The organism is Paenibacillus sp. CF095 (assembly GCF_900101225.1).
Lineage (GTDB): Bacteria > Bacillota > Bacilli > Paenibacillales > Paenibacillaceae > Paenibacillus.
This window is the reverse complement of record NZ_FMZN01000001.1, coordinates 1,897,648-1,918,684: the sequence shown is the minus strand read 5'-3', so window position 1 is coordinate 1,918,684 and position 21,037 is coordinate 1,897,648. Positions and strand designations below refer to the sequence as shown.

The following is a 21,037-nucleotide window of genomic DNA, read 5'->3' as shown; positions in this document are numbered from 1 at the left end:
AATCTACTTTCATAAAAGGGGATGCGAATAGATGATTAAAAAATTGGGTTGGTTTGCAGCCATACTTGTTCTGATACTGGTTGTATCGGGATGCGGCAATGAAAATAACAACGCCAGCAATGGCAAGAATGCCAAGCCAGTAGAAGATAATTCGAATCCGAATGCATCCGATGATGATGTCACGGTGAAGATTGGTGTACAGGGCAAGGGTGGCTTGTTCGGTAAAGCACAAGAACAGAAGTGGTTTGAGGATGCATTTGGAGAGCTGGGGGTAAAAGTGGAGTGGTTGGAGTTCCAGAGCGGTCCTCCAATGATTGAAGCGATGGCCTCTAATCATCTGGACTTTGCTGGCATGGGCAATATGCCCCCAATCTCTGCACAAGCAGCTGGTATTGACTTCAAAATCATCTCACAGCTACTTGATGGCAAGAACAATGTAGCGATCATTGTGCCGAAGGATAGTCCGATCAAAAGCATTGCGGATCTCAAGGGCAAGAAGGTCGCCGTCACGAAGGGCAGCAACGCCTACAACTTCCTTTATCTAGTACTCGAAAAGGCTGGTTTAGGAAACTCCGATATTCAAGAAATTCAATTACAACCTGATGAAACCCAGCCTTCCTTCGAAAGTGGAAAAGTGGATGCCTGGGCCGTCTGGGACCCATACATTACCCTGAATGCACTAAGCGGCAAAGGAAAAGTGCTGGCTGATGGGGAGAGCGAAGGTGTACTATCTCCATCTTTCCAATTGGTTCGTTCGGATTTTGCGAATGAGCATCCGGAGCTTGTTACGCTTTATTTAAAAACATTCGAGAAGGCCCGCCAGTGGGAAGCTAATCATCAAGAGGAAGCGTTTCAGCGCTATGCCGACGAACGAAACATTCCGATTGAGCTGGTGAAGGGCATGCAATCACGGGCGGCAATGATCAATATCCCGGTAAGTGACGAAATAATCGCGGATCAGCAGAACACTGCAAACTTTCAACTTGAATTAGGTACAATCCGCAAGGAAATCAACGTGGCTGACGTGTTCGACAACCAATACATTGAAAAAGCTCTTAAATAAAGTAGGGGTGCGGTTATGCAAATATCGGAAAACAAGCTTATTTTTCGGACTATTCATCTCCTGATCGGGATGTCGGTACCCGCAGCGATATTAATCATTTGGCAGATTGCATCCTCGAGTGGGTGGGTAAATACGGTGTTAATTCCGCCTCCGAAGGACATCGTAGCTGAGTTCGGACGCATGATCTCGTCGGGAGAACTGCTGACCAATCTGCGCAGCTCGACGGGTAGAGCGGCACTAGGGTTCTTGTTTGGCGGTGGCCTGGGATTAGCCGCAGGATTATGGGTCGGGTTTTCGTTAAAGGCGGAACGATTGCTAGATCCGTCGCTTCAGCTGCTTCGGACACTGCCTCACTTGGCTGTTGCGCCATTGTTCATTCTGTGGTTCGGATTTGGCGAGACTTCAAAGATCGTACTCATTGCCAAGGGAGCATTCTTTCCTTTATATGTGAATGCCTTTTTGGGTGTTCGCTCGGTGGATCGTCAATTGTTCGAAGTAGCACGTGTGTTGGAATTCACGAAATTTCAAACCATTACCAAGCTGATTATTCCTGCCTCACTTCCTTCACTGTTTTTAGGCGTACGTCTTTCGATTGCAGTTAGCTGGCTCGGGCTGGTTGTCGCAGAAATGATGGGTTCAAGCTCCGGGATCGGCTACATCATCAATGACGCACGCTCCTTCTCGCTAACGTCTGTCATCTTTGTCGGCATTATTGTTTTTGCGATTGTTGGCAAAGTGACCGATTCACTGGTCAGGTTGGCAGAGAAAAAATCGTTGCGTTGGCAGGATTCCATAGAGGGAGATGGATAACAGTTATGAGTTTGAACGATGTGACATTACAATCGAAGGCTAATGAGAAAGAAATGGGGATGGGAAGGGAACGCCACTGGAGAATGCCGAATTGGCTGTATGGTTGGGTGTTACCGGTTATTATATTAGCTTTATGGGAGGTGGGATCTGCTCTTGGACTGTTGTCTGACTCGGCACTACCAGCTCCATCCCGCATTGCGCGGACATTTTGGCAACTGTGCGTAACCGGCGATATGACACAGCATCTCACAACCAGCACTATTCGGGCAAGCGGAGGATTCTTACTTGGAGCCGCTACAGGATTAATACTTGGTGTGTTCACTGGTCTAGGCAAATGGGCTGAACAGACGCTTGACCCGACGATACAGATGCTTCGGACAGTTCCGTTGTTAGCTGTTATTCCGTTGTTCATTCTTTGGTTTGGCGTAGGGGAATTATCCAAAGTACTGCTCATTGCAATCGGATCGTTTTTTCCGCTCTATTTCCATACACATTTGGGGGTCCGCAGTGCGGACCGAAAGCTTTATGAGGTTACCCGCATCTTGCAATATTCTAAGTTCAGGCTATTAAGCAGGCTAATTATTCCCTCGGCGTTGCCAAACATTCTGCTTGGCATTCGGTTATCTGTTGGTGCCTCCTGGTTATTGCTTGCCGTGGCAGAGATGATGGGTGCAAGCGCAGGAGTCGGCTATATGATACAAGACGCACGTGTATATGCACAGACGGATGTTGTCTTCGTGGGTATAATTCTGTTCGCCTTGGTTGGTAAACTCTCGGATTCGGCAGTCAGACTAGTAGAAAGAAGATTCCTTCGATGGAATAACACATATAAAGGCTGATTATAGATATCTAGAATGAAAGCGGAGGAACGGATATGACGAAAAAACGACAGGGCCAGCTTCATCTTGGTGCATTTATATATTTTACTGGGCATCATCATGCCGGATGGCGTCATCCGGAATCAGGGGTAGAGAAGATGTTCGATATCGATTGGTATAAGCGGATTGCCCAGACAGCTGAGAAAGGCAAGTTTGATATGATTTTTTTTGCGGACTTGCTGCACTTGATCTACCCCAGCCGGGCTGCTGCAGGCATGCTGGACCCGGTGTCTCTACTCTCCGCACTTTCCATGGTAACCGATAAAATCGGGTTGACAGCAACCCTGTCGACGACCTATAACGAGCCGTTCAATGCCGCGCGCCGTTTATCTACGCTCGACCACATAAGCGGGGGAAGGACTGGCTGGAATATCGTCACGTCCCAAGTTGACACCGAAGCTCGGAACTTCGGACGAGATAAGCATCCTGAACACGGAACACGTTACGAGATGGCGCAGGAATTTGTTGACGTCGTTACGGCATTATGGGACAGCTGGCCACAGGATTCAATCGTTATGAATCGGGCATCAGGTACGTTCGTCGATGAATCCAAGCTGCGTATCGCAGATTATCAAGGGAAATGGTACTCGACGCAAGGGCTTTTGAACGTGCCAAGTCCACCGCAAGGTTACCCCGTCCTTATTCAGGCCGGTTCCTCGGATCCAGGTCAGGATTTCGCTGCAAAAGTTGGAGAGGTGATCTTCACGGCACAGACGTCACTCACAGCTGCGCAAGATTTCTATCGCACGGTGAACGAGAAGCTTCTGGCTGTTGGACGTGAGCGTGGCAGCTTGCTCATCATGCCGGGGTTGTCGCCGATCCTCGGTTCAACTGTAGAGGAGGCCCGACGCAAGGAACGGGAGTTGCTAGATCTCATCGATCCCCAAGAAGCGGTAATGATGCTGTCTGGCATACTTCAAACAGACCTCAGCGGATATCCTGCCGACGGTTCACTACCGGACATTTCAGATCTGGTCGAAGCAAGCAACGGAATGAAAAGTCGCGTCCAACTCATTATGGACCTTGCACGTGAAGAGCAGTTATCCATTGCCGAACTCGGACGGAGGCTTCTCGGTGCCCGTGGTCATATGCAATTCGTAGGAACGCCGGAGCAGCTTGCCGACCTCATGGAAGAGTGGTTCAATGGATACGGCTGCGATGGCTTCAATATCATGCCGCCGGTTCTGCCAGGTGATCTCGATGACTTTGTTGAGCACGTCGTTCCTGAGCTTCAGCGTCGCGGCTTGTTCCGTGAAGAGTATGAGGGGATGACGCTGCGAGAGCATCTGGGACTTTCTGAGCCAACTGTTTTAGTAAGCCATAAACAGCAAGTCCACCGTTAATCCATTAAGAAGAACCAATTTTATAGTCGCTTATTTGCTTTTGCCATCTGTGGCAATCAAATAATGTTTAGTAAGAGAAGTCGTAAAATTTGCGACTTCTTTTTCGGTTTTAATTCAGTCAGAGAAGGACATTGCACTTACAACTCAATGATTATATTTCGAATTAGTACCAATACTACATAATCAAGGGGGATTGTGAAATGAAGTTGCAACCCAATTTTTCCAAACAAATCGTTCGCAATATCGATCTTATCTGTGACTTCATGGGAAACAGTTCTGATTTTGTTGTTCGTGAGATCACTATTGGAAGGAATCACGCCGCTCTGTTTTATTTGGATGGCATGGTTGACATGCAGAAGGTACAAGACAATGTGATTCGTCCATTGCATGAATTCGCCTATTCTGATAGCGATGAGATGTCTTTACCATTTTTGAAAAATAGCATTCTGGATGTCGGCGAAGCAAGTTTGGTTCAGAGCTTTGAAGATGCGTTGGATCAAATCCTTTCAGGCGGAGTTCTATTGTTACTGGACGGGATCGATGAAGGATTAGTTATTTCTTTGCCAGGATGGGAAGAACGCAGCATTACAGAATCGAAGGCACAGCCTGTTATCAGAGGTCCGCAAGAATCGTTTACGGAAACGTTACGCACAAATACAACAATGGTTCGCCGCAGGGTTAAAGATACAAGAGTGCGACTAACCAACGTCAAAGTTGGTGAAAAAACCAAGACGGACATATCGGTCATGTATATGGACGGGATCGCTGATCAGGACATGGTTCTGAACTTGATATCCAGATTAAAAAGCATGAGCGTAGATCGTGTGCTTGAAGGTGAATATCTCGAAGAATCCCTCACAGAGAAGAAACAGTTTACTATATTTCCGATTTTCTATAATTCGGATCGTCCAGATTCTATTGCAGCAGGAGTCATGGATGGCAAAATTGCGATATTTGTAGATGGAACTCCCTTCGTTATCCTTGCCCCTGCGGTGTTTGTTGATTTCATTCAATCTGCAGAGGATTATTATCAATCTTATATTTACAGCAGTATTATTCGAATATTAAGATACATCTCCCTGGGAATATGTATGTTGGCTCCAGCCATATATGTTGCGTTGACAACGTTCCATCAGGATATGATTCCAACGGTACTGTTATTAAGTTTATCCGCGCAGCGTGAAGGAGTACCTTTTCCGGCATTTGTAGAGGCAATAATCATGGAAGTGATTTTTGAAATTCTGAGAGAGGCAGGCCTGCGAATGCCAAGAACAGTCGGGCAGGCAGTTTCCATTGTCGGTTCCATCGTTATTGGCCAAGCTGCCGTAGAAGCAAACATTGTTTCACCTGTTATGGTCATTGTCGTTGCCATTACAGCTATTTCAAGCTTTGTCATACCCTCTTACACCATGGCCATTCCAATCCGGATATTGCGATTTGTGTTTATCGGGTTAGCCGCGATCTATGGAGTATATGGTTTGACTGTGGGCATGCTCATACTCTTTGTACATCTGAATAGCCTTCATTCATTAGGTGTGCCGTATATGAGTCCTTCGGCGAATTACAATTCGTTAAAGCAAAGTGATGCCGTATTACGTTTTCCATTCAGGAATAAAACAAAGCAACACAAAAAACAAAAGGAGTAGGCCCCATGATCTCGTACCGATCCAGAATTTTAAAACCTCTTATTTACATATTGCTGATGGTCGTTGTTACGGGTTGTTGGAACAGTAAGGAGCTGAACGAAATTTCCGTCGTGATAGCTTTGGGTATTGATACAGTGGATGATCAATATGAGATCAGTCTGCAAGTTGTTGACCCTTCTCAAATGTCTCGTAATCGGGCTATGGAACGGTCGCCAACAATCGTTTTTTCCAGCCGTGCTGACACGCTATTTGAAGCCCTTCGCAAACTCACAACCGAATCATCTCGGAAAATGTACATGTCACACTTGAAGTTTGTAATCTTTGACGAGAACACAGCAAGAAAAGGCATTAAGAAGCCATTGGATTTTCTGTTCCGGGATCATGAAGTTCGGCCTGATTTCCATTTGGCTATTGTCAGGGGAAGTTCAGCGAAGGATGCCGTTTCTTTTGTAGCTCCAACCGAGGTTTTACCTGCAATGGATATGTATAAAGCTTTGAAAGTATCTGAGAAAACATGGGCACCCACCTCCGCGGTCGATGTCAAAGATCTTCTTCAGCGTTTAACGAAAGAGGGCATCGAGCCTGTTCTTACAGGCATTCGATTGAACAATCTGAATAAAGGTCTTACCATCGATAACGTGAAAAAATCACCTCAACATGTGAATTATTTATTTACCGGAATTGGCGTTTTTCAGGGTGACCGTTTGACTGGCTGGATAGAAGAATCCAAGAGTAAGGCTTTTACTTACATATCCAATCGAGTTTCCAGTACAGTTGCTTCCGTTGGCTGTCCGAATTCCAAAGGGAAGTTTGCTTTTGAAGTCATTCATAACAACGTAAAAATCATTCCAAAAATAAAAAACAATGAGCCACACATTACTCTTGTAGTGGATACAGAAGCGAACATCGGAGAGGTTACATGTAATGCTGACCTGAAGGATGAAAAGACGTTTAATGAGTTTCAAGTGGCAGGCAGAGAAGAACAGGAAAAAATCTTAAAGGAAGGCATTCAAAATGCACAGCATATCGGTTCCGATATATTCGGGTTCGGGGAGGCTTTTCATCGAAAGTACCCATCTGAGTGGCATAAATGGAAAGAGGACTGGACCAGAAAATTTCAACATCTCCAGGTCGATGTTAATCTTCGTTATCGTTTGAACCGTGTCGGAAAAATTACCAATTCCGTCGATTCCTATCAGAACAATTAGGAGTGGATGTATATGTTATATGTAATACTTGTAGGATCTTTTGTCGCAATGGTTATTGAATTTCGAGCATTGAAGGAGAAGCACTACATACGTGAAATCGTATGTGGCATGGTACTCTTTGCTGTTGGAGTTATATTAAACGTTCTGAGGATAGCGCATATTGAACTGCCGAGTCCACTGGTAGGAATTCGGATTCTATTCCAACCATTAAGCGAGTTCATTACAACAATATTATCATAGAAGGGGACTTCGGAGTGAATACCAAGCTGACTGTTCGCCAGGCCATTACATGGTTTGCTCTGTATCAAATAGGAAGTGCATACTTAGTGCTGCCAGCGGCTATTACCTCTGTTGCTAAACAGGATGCTTGGCTTTCCATTCCCATTTCCTTGGCCTTTCATCTGATGTTGATACCTTTGTATACCTCTATCGCCAGGCACATGAAAGGGAGAACTTTTGTGGAGTATCTACGTTGCCTCTTCGGCCCTCTGGGCGGTACTATTGCCATAGTTTTCATTTTTTCCTTTCCCTTTCTTGAGTGTATCATGACACTTCGAAATCTAGGCGACTTTGTGACGACATCTATAATGCCCGAAACACCTTATGACGCCATATATTTCATTATGCTCATAGCCGTATATCTCGCTGTCCGCTCGGGTCCAATCGTTATTGGGCGGTGTGCAGAAGTTTTGTTCTTTTTCTTTCTAGTCCTGTATCTATTGGTCAGAATCACTCTTCTTCCTGAGGCCGAGCTAAACAATCTTCTTCCTATTTTGGAAAACGGTTTGAAACCTGTCGTTCTTGCATCCATCAATTTATTTGCTTTTCCTTATGCAGAAGCGATCCTCTATCTTTTTTTTGCTCATCACTTCTCGGATACAAAACAATGGAGAAAGTCGGTCATTGTGAGTGCTCTGATTAGCGGCAGTATGTACTTTTTCATGATGCTGCAAATCATCACAGTCATCAGCGCTGGTGTAATAGCGGATTTGACATTCCCTACATTTTTTATTGACCGAACCATTAATATTGGCGAGTTTCTTCAGCGATTCGAAATCATCCTGGCAATCGTCTGGTTCGTTACTATTTTTTTCCGCCTTGCGCTACTTCTGTATATTTCCGCACAAGGGCTCGCGGATGCTTTTCGTCTTCGTAACGCTAACTCTCTGTTGATTCCCCTGATCCTGATCATATTAGCCATGACCAATTTCATATGGCCAAACATTTCATTCATAATCGAGTTAAATCAAGTATGGCCTTATTATGCCATGATTTTCGGCATTATGTTTCCTGCTGTGCTTTGGTTGACTGGCAAGATTAAAGGATCGTTAGAATCGATCAAGGAGTACTAATTCTTGTCCTCTGCTGAAGACAAGAATTAGTTTCGCCCTGGTGAATGACCACATCTGCTCTTGAAGAACAGAGCAGACAGTATAGCAAAATCATATCAGCATCTATAGAGTTTCATTGATGGAACATATTTCTGCGGTACTGATAGGGCGTAACTCCGTATTCCACTTTGAACAACTGGATAAAATATTGATTTTTTCGGTAACCAACCATCTGCGCTATATCGTGGACACGGAGTTCCGAATCTTGAAGCAGTTGAGAAGCCTTCTCCAACCTTTTCCTGGATATGTAGTTTGACACATTTTCGCCCGTCTCCTGTTTAAACAGTTTGGAAAAGTAGACGGGATGGAGATGTGCAACTTTCCCCAGTTCATCCAGGCTAAGGCCATGTGACAGATGCTCTTCGATATACGTTTGCACTTTGTCAACGATGGTTTGAATGGACATCTGTTTGTTGTTTCTGATCCGACTGACCCGATCCATGAGAGTTGACGATAGTTCATCAGGATGCCGTAACTGGTTGAACATCCAATTCACGGTCTCATAGGTATCGCGATCCTTATCCGTCAGATATACATATCGAATGGTCTCCATCAGAAAGATTACCTTTTGTTTTCGGAGACGGATTTGATCATATTTTTTAATGATATTTCCGGCTGACTCCCAATCACCGCATGATGGAGAATGGTTGAATATGCCTATGAAGTCTTCTGAGTGTACATCCTCATTAAGGAAGAACCTGTAGAACATCTGACGGGTCACGTTGCGATCAGTCAATGAAAAGGGAGGGGACACGACCGAGTGCTCCAGTTTGATGGTCAGTTCCCCAGCAGCTTCTTCCGGAACAAGACCGAACAGTCGCGTTCCCGCATTCCAAACGAGACGATCCAATTTGTCTCCGACAGCATGTTTTATAACCTCCTCATGTTCCTGTGTAAAACCCTCCAGCTTAAAGCAGCAAAAACGGCGTTTCTCTAAAAATTTGGTATAAGCCTCATATTCCTTACTTAATGTCTCGTTATGACCAAGCAACGATAGCAGAAACGCCAATCCATCAAAGTTCTCCCATGCGATCGATTGAGCGGGATGTGTCTTTGTAATATTATTGATGGCTTTGGACATGGCTTTCTCCACATCATCTTTGTCGACAGGTTTGAGCAGGTAATCGAGCGCACCTAAACGAATTCCTTGTTGCGCATATTCGAACTCGGAGTAGCCCGAAAGGATGATGACTTTGGTTGGCAAGTTATGTTGGTGGATATGTTGAAGCAGATCGATTCCTGAAACCTCGGGCATTCGGATGTCAGTGATCAGAATGTCGATGTGGTTTTGAGTCAACATGTCCCTTGCTTCAATCGAATTGGTCATCGTCTCGATCTGATCAATGCCAAAGGTGTTCCAATCGAGCAAGTGCTTCATATACTCAACGACATAATGACCGTCATCCACAATTAATAATCGCATTAGTTATCTCCTTTCACCTCGGGAACGCTGATGAGCAGCAGGACGGACAAGCCGCCCCAATCATTGGTAGTAAAATGTAACCCGCTAAGTTCGCCATACGTATTTTTCAGACGTCGATTTACATTCCAGAGCCCTACGCCTTTAATTCCTTCAGGCGGGGTATCACTCTCAAGCCGAGCCTCCAGGCTGCGGATATTATCGAGCGAAAGACCTTTTCCGTCATCGGAGACCTTGATCGTTATTGCAGTCTCTGTCTGTTTGACATCAATTGTTACCCGATGCGCACCTTGTTGTCCTTCAATTCCATGTTGAATCGCATTTTCCACCACTGGCTGGATGATCAACGGCATAAGGGGAAGCGAGGCCAGTTCTGGTGGCAGATCAATGCTGTACTCCATTTTTTTGCTGAGAGCCATAATGATCAGGAAATGTTCCGCAAACTGAAGCTCGCTTTCCAGCGTGACTTCATGCCGGTCCAACTTCGTTAAATAACGATAATATTCAGCCAGATGTTTGCTCATGCGCATGACAGAATCAGGTGAAAACTGAGCCACCGACATGATGAAAAACAAACTGTTGTACAAAAAATGAGGATTGATCTGAGCTTGGAGTTGTTGAAGTTCCGCACTTCGTCTTAGTTCCGTTTCAGTCTTCAAGGATACGAACAGATCCTGGATCTCGGTAACCATATGATTAAAACTTCTGAACAGGCTGTAGAACTCTCTATCCGTATTTTCGGTAATACGGGTGTTGTGATTGCCTTGTTCGACCTGTGAAAACTTCCGTTCCAACAAACGAATATTACGGTAATAGTTCCTATAAAACGTAAAGATCACAACCAAACCAAGCGTGAAAACGGCTAAAATGCTGGCAAAAAATACTTTGCGGTTACGGTCAATCGGTTGCAGAAAATCATTCGTCTGTGTATATGTAATCAGGTAGGCGTCGATTGATTCAATATATCGGGAAAGAACATAATAATCGTCCGAATTGGTATGATAATCATATTTCAAAGTGATCTCTGGCTGGGGCGTAAGCATTTCAGTAACCGCTTTCAAAAGATCATTATCGACTTCTTTCTCACTCCATAACTGATGGGAATTAAACCAAAAAAAAGCGTTTGAGCTGTCGTTGTTCACAGCCTTTTTCAGCAGATTTCTCAAATAATCGGTATTCAGCTTTACACCAACGACGTACTGAGTCGGTTCATTTTGTCCGGATTTTTGGATGTAAGGGTAGAGGGCAAAGTAATACAAGCTATTGCCGACAATTTGCCATCCCCGTTGATGAACATCCTTGAACGGAAGTCTCGCTTCCGGTGTATTGTTCGTGGACAGAAACGTTTCTTCAGACTTCCAGTAAATGCCGATCGATTCAATCGATCGACTGGATAGGAGCGTTTGCCGCAAGCGATCAACGATATCGTTTTTCTTCATTTGGGAATCGTAATTGTTCAGCTCGTTAACATGCCTCTGGTAAAACCGGACATCACTGTCTGCCGCATACTGAACCCCGTACATGTTAGCTTCGTATATAATCCCGTCAAGAATGCCTTTCACATAATCAAGCTGGTTTTTGGAAGCGCCAATCAGATTTTCTTCAAGTGTCTTGGAGCTCAATCGGTTCATCACGAAAAACAAACTTAACGTCAGCAGCAGAAAAAAAACAAAGAAATAGATGAATCGCTTCATATACATTTTTCTGATCATATGTGTTTCCTTTCATATCGCCAAACGTAGAAGTTCAAACTCCAGATCGGATTAACTTTAATATAAGCCAAACCTTCGAAAAGCGGAAGGGTAGCATCCGCGATAAATGAAAGCGGTTTTAAAATGGTTCAGGGCGGGGTGATGATCTTGAAATTTTGGCATTTTGGAGTGAGAGCGCTTTTGTTAAGCTTATCTTCAAGGATCGCTTTCGAAAAGCCAACATAGAGGAGGTATGCAACATTAACGAGATTGTGCCCGCCAGATCCGCGAAAAAAACAAAAACAAAGATTCCCCAGCGAATTTCATTCAAAAAGGAACTTAAGAAAAGCTGGCCTTTGTACGTACTGTGTATTCCCGCTTTTGTGTTTGTCTGCATCTTTTCTTATGGCCCCATGGTAGGTCTGCTCATGGCATTTCAGGATTACAAACCATGGCTTGGCATCACAGGTTCACGGTGGATCGGGTTAGATAATTTCGAACGAATTTTCCAGTACAAAGAAGCCACACAAGCGATTGTTAATACACTGATTATCGCCGTTTCTAAAATTATCGTTGGTATTATCGTTCCGATCGTCATGGCTATTCTACTGAGCGAGATCCGAAATATGGGCATTAAGAAAAGTGTACAGACACTGGTGTATCTGCCGCATTTCTTGTCCTGGGTAACGGTCGCGGGGTTGATGATCGACATTCTCGGATTAGACGGAGGAATCAATCACATCTTAACCCGAATTTTCGGGAACGATCCCATTTACTTCTTGGGTGACCCTGATCTGTTTCGGTTCACGGTTGTGATCAGCGATGTGTGGAAGAGCTTTGGTTTTGGCATGATTGTTTATCTGGCGACCATTGCCGGGATTAATCCATCTTATTACGAAGCGGCCGAGATCGATGGGGCCACACGCCGGCAGCAAATTCGATACGTCACGTTACCTAGCATGTTGCCCATGATTATCGTCATTTCTACGCTGAGTCTGGGCAATATTCTGGACGCGGGCTTTGATCAAGTCTTCAATCTGTACAATCCGCTTGTCTACAGTACGGGAGATATCATTGACACCTATGTCTACCGTTCATCCTTGTTAAACGGGCAATACGGCTTCGGAACCGCTGTAGGACTGTTCAAATCGGGGATTAGCTTGATCTTGATCGTTGTCTCTTACAGGCTGGCCTATAAGTATGCCAATTACAAAATATTCTAACAAGGAGGGAGATGGATCATGTACCATAAAACGACGGGCTATAGAGTATTCTCCTATTTTAATTACGCGTTCATGATACTGGCGGGGCTGGCGTGTTTTCTACCACTGCTTCATCTGTTGGCACAATCGCTCAGTAGCAAAGCGGCCATTAGCGGTAATATGGTTTCATTTTGGCCGGTCGGGTTCAATGTGGACGCCTATGTAAAAACGTTCAACAATTCTAATTTCAACGGTGCCATGCTAACATCCATCACTCGAACCGTATTGGGTACAACCATCAGCATGTTTATTCTTACCTGTGCAGGATATGCCCTGTCTAAGGAATTCCGGGGACGCAACGTGCTCATGTGGTTTTTTATCTTTACCATGCTCTTCTCGGGGGGATTGATACCTTCTTACATATTGATCACCGCCCTTGGATTAAAGGACACCATATGGGCGCTTGTACTTCCAGGCGCTTTTGGTGCTTATAATTTGATTCTTCTCGTCAATTTTTTCAAAACGATTCCCAAAGCCTTGGAAGAAGCAGCTTTCATTGATGGAGCGTCCTTCTTTGTAATTCTCAGCAAAATATATTTACCATTATCTCTACCTGGCATCGCGACCGTATCCTTGTTCATTATGGTAGGGCACTGGAACTCCTGGTTTGACGGGATATTGTACATGTCGGATGCAAGTAAGTATCCGTTGGCTTCGTTCTTACAGACGGTCGTTGTGCAGAGCAATATGCAGAATATGGCGATGAGCCAGTCTGAAGTCGCTGCCATGTCGGAACAAAGTATCAAAGCAGCTCAAATTTTCGTCAGCACACTACCGATCATTTTGGTCTATCCTTTTTTACAACGATATTTCGTGAAGGGAATTGTACTAGGTGCCGTCAAAGAATAGTTAGGATGACGAAAAATTGGATCGCTATATAAATTCAACTAAAATTTACACGATAACGGAGAGGACAGAAATAATCTGAAGAAGCGGAGCGTTCGCCTTTATCCCCGGATTTTCCCCATATAAGGGGGATTCATAAAATCTGGGGATAACAGCGATCGGAAGGTTATTCTGTCATCGGAGTGTCAGTGTAAATATGAAATTAGTTGAGCTTATATAGAAAACAAATTGAGTGAGTGAAGGGGGCATGTTTCCATGAAGAAAAGAACTGATTTATGGAAAATGGTAAGTATGGTTATGCTGTCGGCTATTCTTATGGCTGGCTGTAGCAAAGGGGAGAGTGCTTCCGAGACCGCACCGGCATCGGTGCTTAAGGACGGAAAATATGATCCACCGTTTACGATCACCATCGCCAAACAACAGGATGAAAATGCTGGAAAGTACATCAACGGTGAGACGTTAAATGACAATGTATTGACCCGCTGGGGCGAACAAAACCTGGGTATCAAAATCCAAACCACCCTGCTGGGAGGTGATGCTTCACAATACAATACCAAGCTGCGGCTGGCGTTGACGGGTTCCGAGAAGCTGCCAGACGTTCTGCCCGTCTATGACACCATGCTGGTCAATGATCTGATTGAGTCGGGGCAAGTCAAGGAGATTACAGAAGACATCTCAACCTACATGCCTGACCGGATAAAAGAAATATACAAACAATACCCGACCACCTTCAATCCAGTGGTTAGGGAGGGCAAGGTCTACGGGATGGCCATTGCGCCGAATTTGACGGAAGGTGAAGTCATGTTGATCCGCCAGGACTGGTTGGACAGTTTAAACTTGAGAGCGCCAACAACGATTGAGGAGTTTGAACAAGTCATCGCGGCGTTCACTAATGAGGACCCCGATGGGAACGGCAAGAAAGACACATACGGCTTTACTTTTTCAGGTAAAGATTCCTACAATACGGGCTGGGTCAGCGATCCGGTCATGATATTCAGCGCATACACGGGCAAACATCTTCCAAGGCAATGGTATAACGACAATGGCAAACTCACGTATGGATCTGTGACTCCTGGCAACAAAGAGGCACTTGCCAAGTTACGCGATTGGTATGCAAAAGGGTACTTGAACAAAGAATTAGCCACCCAAGGTGCATGGGATGCACTGTCCGATTTTACGGAGGGGAAAGCTGGTATCATCATTGGTCGTCCTTGGCTTTACGACAGTGTGAAGGACGTAGAGAAAAATGTGGAGGGTGCAAAAATCAGTGCTTATCCGACCATTCAAGGTGTGAACGGTGATAAGACCTATCAATCCGCCCAGTTGAACGATGGTGTGTTCATGTTTAACAAGGATTTTCAGAACATGGAAGCCTTCTTCTTGTACTACGATAAAATGTACGACGCGGCGTTCAGCACGGGAGATTTTAAATACGGCTACGCGCAGGGATACGATTACGATATCGTCAACGACGAAGTCACTTTTGATCCAACAAAATTTAATACGCCATTAGAGGCTGTGCAGGGCGTTGGGAAAATGGCATTTACCAAGAATACACCGAGTGTTGATGGTCCTGGCCAATCGTACTACGATCTGGCGAATGGAGTTAAAGCCGACACGGGCGTCCTCATTCAAAGCGCTTCAAAAGATCAAACGACACAGGATGGATATCGGATTTCGTATGAAAACAGAGATGTTTTACTGCCAAATGAGTTTAACGGTCCACCAACACCAACGATGCAAAATGTGTGGGAACAGTTGACTACCATGGAACAAGAGACGTTCACCAAAATCATATATGGCAATGAGCCGCTTGAAGCATTTGATACCTTTGTGAAACAGTGGCATGAAAAAGGTGGAGACACCGTTATCGAAGAAGTTAACGAATGGTACAACCAAGCCAGCGAGACGGATGTAATGACACTGATGAATTTGAAATAAAGTCTAGTTTCACCTGAACCAGCCTTCCGGCAACAGGGAGGTTGGTCTTCTAAAAAAAGGAGATGATGAGACATGATCAAAGGTAAATCGTGGATGGCTATCGTCATTGCATTGATGTTGTTAACAGTACATTTAACGTCCTCAACTCAAACCGTTCACGCTACTGCTGGTGAAGAGACCAAGATCGCTGCAACACTGTTTGTCCTGAAGAATGAATCCAAAGTATCCAATGCCAAAATTCATTGGGCACCTGTCCAGGGAGCGACTGCATACGAGTTATACAGATCCGAGAACAATGCGCCTTATACGTTTTTACAGACCTTAACCGGTACAACGACGGATGATTATGAACTCAATATAGGTAACACATACAAGTATCAAGTGAAGGCATATGGCGGAACTTCCTTGTTAACCTCCGCTGTCTCGCCAGAATATACCCCTTACAGCCTTCCAGAAGACCTCACAACTTTTGATAACACAACGCAATCAACGCTTATGCTCCCGAATGAACTTAAAGTTGGGGATACCTACTACAGGTTTAATTTTGTTCAAAAGCCATCAGGTGGATTTGGAGAAATGATTCAACAGACATCAACAGATGATATCACCTACGGTAACGACAAAGTGGTCCTGTCCTACACGGATCATCCCGATCTGGCGAACTCCAAATTTGAGGGGATTAATATTCTATACCATGCGCCCACAAACAAATTCGTTTTTTGGGCTCACTATGAAAATAGTACAGATTACACGCTTGCCAGAGTATCTGTGGCTTCAGCTACACCTGGAGAAGACTTTACATTTCACAAAAGCTTTCGGCCGGAAGGGAACCAATCCCGGGATATCTCCATTTTCAAAGATGACGATGATTCGGCGTATCTGATCTCTACGGCCAATAATAATTCGGACACCATCTTATATAAGTTAACCTCCGATTGGCTGGATGTGGATCACCAAGTTTCTGTTATTTATCAAAATCAACACAGGGAACTGCCCAAGATGATCAAAAAAGATGGCATTTATTATTTGTTCTCTTCCCAAGCGGCAGGTTGGTACCCGAGTATACCCTTGTATTCATCAGCAAATAGCATAGACGGAAATTGGTCTGAATTACGGACAATTGGCAACACGTCAACCTTCTCGGCGCAGTCGGGTTCCGTCATGCGGGTGAAGCCAGATACGGGTAACAACGTGGTTATGGTTGCGTATCGCTGGATGTTCGGCTGGGCAGGCACGCAAAATGGAACAACGGAGGAACGTTTGCTTCCCGTTTGGTTCTCCGATGGTTACGCATTTTATGATTATTTTGATCAAGTCCTGTACAACACAAGTGATGATGTCGTCGTTCCCGTTCAAAATGGGAAACTGCTGTCACAAGGTAAACCGGCAACAGCCCAAACGGCTACTGGCACAAACCCGGCAAGTTATGCTAATGATGGTAACTATCAAACCGAATGGATCGGCACAGGCAGCTCCTGGCCACATTGGTGGAAGGTCGACCTTGGTTCCGTTCAGCAATTGAATAATGTTCAAATCTCCTGGTGGATGCAAAAAGGCTCCGAAGGTTATTACAAATATAAAATCGAGACTAGTACGGATAATGTAAACTGGACCGTGGCATTGGATAGAACCAACAATACATCTTACGGTTTCACATCAGATACGCTATCGAGCACTGCTGCCAGGTATGTACGAATTAATATGCAAAATGCGGCACTTCATAACAATCCCAACAATTGGTACACGCCAAGACTTTGGGAAGTGAAGGTATTTGGATCGGACACCAATTAACGATGTTCTTAAAAGAAGAGAGGTAACGGTGTGAATAATCAACTAACCAATGGTGGCATCTGGAATGATTCAAGTGGTAATCCAATCCATGCTCATGGTGGACATATGTTGTTTCATGACGATTATTATTACTGGTATGGTGAAGATCGTAGAGAAGATATATATGTGAGTTGTTACCGTTCCAAAGATCTATTCAACTGGGAGTTTCGGAACCATATCTTGACGACCTCTACGCCAGCTGCACCCATTCGAGTTCGGACGAATCTGAGATTAGTGAACGATAAAGGTGGAAAAGTAAATCTCGAACGGCCTAAAGTGCTGTTCAACGCGGTGACAAAAAAGTTTGTCCTCTGGGTTCACTATGAGAATGGTGACAATTACAATGATGCTGCATGTGCCATAGTCACATCTGATTATCCGGATAGCCATTTCGTGTATCATGGCAGCTTTAATCCGTACGGGTATATGTCGCGTGACTGCACGCTCTTTCAGGACGATGACGGGACAGCATATTTTATTTCGGCTGCCAGAGACAATGCGGACCTGCACATCTATCGCCTGCAGGAAGATTACCTTAATGTTGAAAGTCTTGTCGGAAAGCTGTGGCAGGGGGAATATCGAGAGGCGCCAGCCGTCTTCAAGCGGAACGGTAAATATTATATGCTGACCTCATTTTGCACAGGCTGGGACCCCAATCAAGGGAAATACGCGATGGCGGATACGATGGATGGACCATGGGGGATGCTAAGCGATTTTGGCGATGAAACGACGTACCAAACGCAACCAGCATTTGTGCTGAAGCGATCAGAAGAGGAGTATCTATACTTTGCAGATCGCTGGAACGGATCGGATTACTTCCAATCCAGCTATGTGGTCCTGCCCATTGAATTCAATGGAGACATTCCTATTCTGAATCATTATTCCACATTATCTTTGGGAGAGGATACACATCTGATTCATTTTGAACGATAAAACGACTGATGAGAAAAGACTTTGATCCTACTGAGAATGCAGGTTCAAAGTCTCTTTTTGAATGAATTTTATAATTTCAAATCTAACGAATAGCGATCGCGAAGTACGGATAAATGATGGAGCTCATGTCCAGCCATAACAAATGCAATCGATCGAGCTGAAGCAGTGTTATCACTGACGATCCCTTTACAGAGCCATGCTTCCGGGGTGAGGCGACGGAGCATAAGAATGGTTGAGCGACGTGTGACGGTATATTCTTCGCTCAAATCGGCCAGGGTATATGCATTGAAAGGGTGGGTCTGCATAAGCACGTCCTGATCGTAACCGGGATGATTTGCTTGGTCACCTCTGGCGATGCGAAGCAATCGACTGCTCATGATGCGTTCGTTATCCAAAAGGTGGCCGATGACCTCTTTTACGCTCCATTTGTCTTCGGCGTACCGATAATTTGCTTGCTCCTCTGTCAATGAAGAGAGCAAATTTTGTAAGATGTTGGCCTGCTGCTCCAACATTTCAATGATGTTTCCTTCAGGAACAAGCTGGATGTACCCTTCATAATAAGCTGCATATTCATCTGTAGTTGGTCTTTCAACCATGGTAATGCCTCCTTTGTGATCGTAGATCTGGAATATATTGTAGCATATATCCTACAGCATGAAATTAGCCCCTCCGCGTTATGAGCGGAAGGGCTGTTTCATGTTATTTAGGCAGCTTTTCAAGGTTACGTGTTATTCCACTTCTAATCCGTTCGTCGTATCCTCTTATTTTGAACAAACTTCTCTAAAACCGCAAAATCTTCCGTCACTTTTTTGAACGGCAACGTGTCCAGCACTTGTTCCCGGTAACTCTTTTTAGCCGCTGCGCTGAGACGGGAGTCAAGTATGCTGAGTATGCCAAGGTCCGTTTCACTACGGATCAAGCGACCCGTTCCTTGCCGTAACCGAAGAAGCATGTCCGGTACAAACACCTCCATGAACGGATTCTCCGTTACAGATGCCTTATATTCATAAACAGGATCAGAAGGAACAGGGAAGGGCAGACGGAAAATAATGACCTGTGACAGGTCAGACCCCTCGATATTCACACCTTCCCAGAATACACCGGTACCCAGCAGTACACCTTTGCTTTTCCTGAATTCGGCGATGACACTGTCCTGTGATGATCCCTCTTTTTGAACATGGACTGCCCATGTGTATTCATTAGCCCTTGAGATCAACTTTTTGTGAATGTACTTCATGTCCTCTTTTGCTGAAAAAAGGACGATTGTTCTTCCCTGAGTTAGATTACAGAGTTGAACCACTTCGTTGTACGCTGCTTCAAGATAGTTTTCGCGCTGATCGTGGTGGTAATAGGGAACTTTGTTCGAAATATACATCATGGCATGGTTGGTGTAGTCAAAAGGGGAGGGTTGGCGCTCTAGGAAATCTCCCTTATAACCGAGGGAGTGCGTCATATAAGAATATTGTTCCTCCAGCGTATCCCCGCCTTGGCACAGCGTTGCTGATGTTAGGATTACAGGTACCTTGCCATTAAATAAAGCGTATTTCAGAAATTGGCTTATATCTTTGGGACAGATGCTGATTGTGGTTACTCCCAGGGGACTGCTTGCCCATCTGAGATAGTTGTCCTCTATTTCAGCCAAGACATGGATGAGCGTAATGAGCCCATTTATGGCTTCAAAAGCGTCATCGATCTCCCGCTCGTGGCGTGAGGTCAAAATGGAAAGACGTAGACTGAGATCTTTTAATTCGTTCGAGACCTGGTTCAACGGTATTCCTTTGATCTTTGACACTTTGATTCGGTCGTTATCCTGCTTGGCATGGTCGAGAAGATCCGCGTTTACCTGTTTGAAGATGCGCTCAGCGCAGTTTTTGATGAACTTGGATTGTGAGAAGAGACTTTTATCCCCGGACTGTTTCGTTAGAAGCTGCACCGTGGTATCCAGAATGCGGCAAATTCCTCGATAAGTGAACTCAAGTGTTCTGGCATCCCGAACTTTTGCTTCCAGATTATGCGCTTCATCAATGACGATCAGAGCAGGCTGTTCCGAGATGATGCTTTTGGTTCCTTCTTTTTTCTTCATCAAATCCCGTATGAGCAAGTCCTGGTTCACGATAATAAAATCAATCTCGTGAGCTTTTGCATTTAATTTCGCTCTCATATCGTAAAACAAACATGCAGTTTTATGATGACAACGTTCAAATTTGCAATCATTCACGGAAACGTGGGACCATTCAGCATCACTAATTCCAGCTTTAATATCGGCTCTTTCATCAATTTCATAATCTAATATGCGCTGCGCAAGGGTAGACACGGAGGAGTTAGCATCATCAAGACTGATCCATTCCGCTGCTCTACTTCGGCAGGCATACTGACCCATGCCTTTTCCCACGACGGAGCGAACCGTTGAGAATCCCAACCGACTACCAATGATCCTTAAATCTTTATGTATCTGTTCCGAGAGCTGAATGGAGGAGGTAGCTATAATGACTGGTTTCTGAGACATTTGATTCGTGAGCAGGCTTGGGATCAGGTACGCAAAAGACTTACCAATTCCGACACCAGCTTCAATCATGGCATTATGTCCATGGATATAAGCATCGGCGATATCGAGAGACATTTCTTGCTGTCCGATCCGCTCTCTAAGGCCGATTCGGGGGAACCGGTCATATATTCGGAAGATGGCGTTAACCAAAGAACGTTCGATTTCCTTGTCCGGTTCCTGCTTATTAATTTTGTAAAGTTCATTTAACCAATTCATAATGATCGCCCCTC

Annotated in this window: 16 protein-coding genes; 12 read left to right on the top strand and 4 right to left on the bottom strand. The window is 44.7% G+C overall.

Features of this window, described 5'->3' with window-relative positions; genetic code table 11:
• The first annotated feature begins 31 nt into the window (after positions 1 to 31).
• The 7 genes from BLS69_RS08330 to BLS69_RS08295 all read left to right on the top strand — a co-directional run bounded on the left by BLS69_RS08330 (position 32) and on the right by BLS69_RS08295 (position 8,300).
• Positions 32 to 1,063, top strand: coding sequence for an aliphatic sulfonate ABC transporter substrate-binding protein (locus BLS69_RS08330; protein WP_091030289.1), 1,032 nt, complete (start codon positions 32 to 34; stop codon positions 1,061 to 1,063).
• 15 nt (positions 1,064 to 1,078) lie between these two features.
• Positions 1,079 to 1,873, top strand: coding sequence for an ABC transporter permease (locus tag BLS69_RS08325; RefSeq protein WP_091030287.1), 795 nt, complete (start codon positions 1,079 to 1,081; stop codon positions 1,871 to 1,873).
• A 5-nt stretch (positions 1,874 to 1,878) separates the two neighbouring features.
• On the top strand, positions 1,879 to 2,712 hold the full coding sequence (locus BLS69_RS08320) for an ABC transporter permease (protein ID WP_091030286.1): 834 nt from the start codon (positions 1,879 to 1,881) through the stop codon (positions 2,710 to 2,712).
• A 35-nt stretch (positions 2,713 to 2,747) separates the two neighbouring features.
• Positions 2,748 to 4,094, top strand: coding sequence for an LLM class flavin-dependent oxidoreductase (locus BLS69_RS08315; protein WP_091030284.1), 1,347 nt, complete (start codon positions 2,748 to 2,750; stop codon positions 4,092 to 4,094).
• 200 nt (positions 4,095 to 4,294) lie between these two features.
• Positions 4,295 to 5,740, top strand: a complete 1,446-nt coding sequence (locus BLS69_RS08310; protein WP_091030282.1) for a spore germination protein — start codon at positions 4,295 to 4,297, stop codon at positions 5,738 to 5,740.
• 5 nt (positions 5,741 to 5,745) lie between these two features.
• The gene (locus tag BLS69_RS08305; RefSeq protein ID WP_091030279.1) at positions 5,746 to 6,948 is read left to right on the top strand and encodes a Ger(x)C family spore germination protein; all 1,203 of its coding nucleotides are present in this window, start codon (positions 5,746 to 5,748) and stop codon (positions 6,946 to 6,948) included.
• 254 nt (positions 6,949 to 7,202) lie between these two features.
• Positions 7,203 to 8,300 (top strand): GerAB/ArcD/ProY family transporter, encoded by a 1,098-nt coding sequence (locus BLS69_RS08295; protein ID WP_091030274.1) that lies wholly within the window; start codon positions 7,203 to 7,205, stop codon positions 8,298 to 8,300.
• A 112-nt stretch (positions 8,301 to 8,412) separates the two neighbouring features.
• Here the strand turns inward: BLS69_RS08295 and BLS69_RS08290 are convergent, their stop codons facing one another.
• Both BLS69_RS08290 and BLS69_RS08285 read right to left on the bottom strand, forming a co-directional pair.
• Positions 8,413 to 9,762: a response regulator transcription factor gene (locus BLS69_RS08290; protein WP_091030272.1), complete on the bottom strand. Its 1,350-nt coding sequence runs from the start codon at positions 9,760 to 9,762 to the stop codon at positions 8,413 to 8,415.
• Positions 9,762 to 11,471, bottom strand: coding sequence for a sensor histidine kinase (locus BLS69_RS08285; RefSeq protein ID WP_091030270.1), 1,710 nt, complete (start codon positions 11,469 to 11,471; stop codon positions 9,762 to 9,764). Before BLS69_RS08285 ends, BLS69_RS08290 begins: the two co-directional genes overlap by 1 nt.
• Before the next feature lie 407 nt (positions 11,472 to 11,878).
• On the opposite strand from BLS69_RS08285, the gene BLS69_RS08280 reads away from it, so the two are divergent.
• The 5 genes from BLS69_RS08280 to BLS69_RS08260 all read left to right on the top strand — a co-directional run bounded on the left by BLS69_RS08280 (position 11,879) and on the right by BLS69_RS08260 (position 18,262).
• Complete coding sequence (locus BLS69_RS08280) at positions 11,879 to 12,673, top strand: ABC transporter permease (protein WP_260632754.1); 795 nt, start codon at positions 11,879 to 11,881, stop codon at positions 12,671 to 12,673.
• Between the two features lie 18 nt (positions 12,674 to 12,691).
• Entirely contained in the window at positions 12,692 to 13,561 is an 870-nt protein-coding gene (locus tag BLS69_RS08275) for a carbohydrate ABC transporter permease (RefSeq protein WP_017688372.1), read from the top strand.
• A 252-nt stretch (positions 13,562 to 13,813) separates the two neighbouring features.
• The gene (locus tag BLS69_RS08270) at positions 13,814 to 15,499 is read left to right on the top strand and encodes a type 2 periplasmic-binding domain-containing protein (protein WP_091030268.1); all 1,686 of its coding nucleotides are present in this window, start codon (positions 13,814 to 13,816) and stop codon (positions 15,497 to 15,499) included.
• Between the two features lie 72 nt (positions 15,500 to 15,571).
• On the top strand, positions 15,572 to 17,290 hold the full coding sequence (locus BLS69_RS08265; RefSeq protein WP_091030265.1) for a discoidin domain-containing protein: 1,719 nt from the start codon (positions 15,572 to 15,574) through the stop codon (positions 17,288 to 17,290).
• A gap of 30 nt (positions 17,291 to 17,320) precedes the next feature.
• Entirely contained in the window at positions 17,321 to 18,262 is a 942-nt protein-coding gene (locus BLS69_RS08260) for a family 43 glycosylhydrolase (protein WP_091030263.1), read from the top strand.
• Between the two features lie 68 nt (positions 18,263 to 18,330).
• Here BLS69_RS08260 and BLS69_RS08255 read toward each other — a convergent pair whose 3' ends face one another.
• Both BLS69_RS08255 and BLS69_RS08250 read right to left on the bottom strand, forming a co-directional pair.
• Positions 18,331 to 18,858, bottom strand: coding sequence for a DinB family protein (locus BLS69_RS08255; protein ID WP_091030261.1), 528 nt, complete (start codon positions 18,856 to 18,858; stop codon positions 18,331 to 18,333).
• 143 nt (positions 18,859 to 19,001) lie between these two features.
• Positions 19,002 to 21,023 carry an ATP-dependent DNA helicase gene (locus tag BLS69_RS08250; RefSeq protein WP_091030258.1) on the bottom strand — a complete coding sequence of 674 codons (2,022 nt, stop codon included), beginning with the start codon at positions 21,021 to 21,023 and terminating at the stop codon, positions 19,002 to 19,004.
• Positions 21,024 to 21,037: the final 14 nt, after the last annotated feature.

Excerpts from the sequence above, each read along its gene's own strand:
- BLS69_RS08330 (WP_091030289.1), top strand. The coding sequence starts at position 32 with ATGATTAAAAAATTGGGTTGGTTTGCAGCCATACTTGTTCTGATACTG.
- BLS69_RS08325 (WP_091030287.1), top strand. The coding sequence starts at position 1,079 with ATGCAAATATCGGAAAACAAGCTTATTTTTCGGACTATTCATCTCCTG.
- BLS69_RS08320 (WP_091030286.1), top strand. The coding sequence starts at position 1,879 with ATGAGTTTGAACGATGTGACATTACAATCGAAGGCTAATGAGAAAGAA.
- BLS69_RS08315 (WP_091030284.1), top strand. The coding sequence starts at position 2,748 with ATGACGAAAAAACGACAGGGCCAGCTTCATCTTGGTGCATTTATATAT.
- BLS69_RS08310 (WP_091030282.1), top strand. The coding sequence starts at position 4,295 with ATGAAGTTGCAACCCAATTTTTCCAAACAAATCGTTCGCAATATCGAT.
- BLS69_RS08305 (WP_091030279.1), top strand. The coding sequence starts at position 5,746 with ATGATCTCGTACCGATCCAGAATTTTAAAACCTCTTATTTACATATTG.
- BLS69_RS08290 (WP_091030272.1), bottom strand. The coding sequence starts at position 9,762 with ATGCGATTATTAATTGTGGATGACGGTCATTATGTCGTTGAGTATATG.
- BLS69_RS08285 (WP_091030270.1), bottom strand. The coding sequence starts at position 11,471 with ATGATCAGAAAAATGTATATGAAGCGATTCATCTATTTCTTTGTTTTT.
- BLS69_RS08280 (WP_260632754.1), top strand. The coding sequence starts at position 11,879 with ATGGCATTTCAGGATTACAAACCATGGCTTGGCATCACAGGTTCACGG.
- BLS69_RS08275 (WP_017688372.1), top strand. The coding sequence starts at position 12,692 with ATGTACCATAAAACGACGGGCTATAGAGTATTCTCCTATTTTAATTAC.
- BLS69_RS08270 (WP_091030268.1), top strand. The coding sequence starts at position 13,814 with ATGAAGAAAAGAACTGATTTATGGAAAATGGTAAGTATGGTTATGCTG.
- BLS69_RS08265 (WP_091030265.1), top strand. The coding sequence starts at position 15,572 with ATGATCAAAGGTAAATCGTGGATGGCTATCGTCATTGCATTGATGTTG.
- BLS69_RS08255 (WP_091030261.1), bottom strand. The coding sequence starts at position 18,858 with ATGGTTGAAAGACCAACTACAGATGAATATGCAGCTTATTATGAAGGG.
- BLS69_RS08250 (WP_091030258.1), bottom strand. The coding sequence starts at position 21,023 with ATGAATTGGTTAAATGAACTTTACAAAATTAATAAGCAGGAACCGGAC.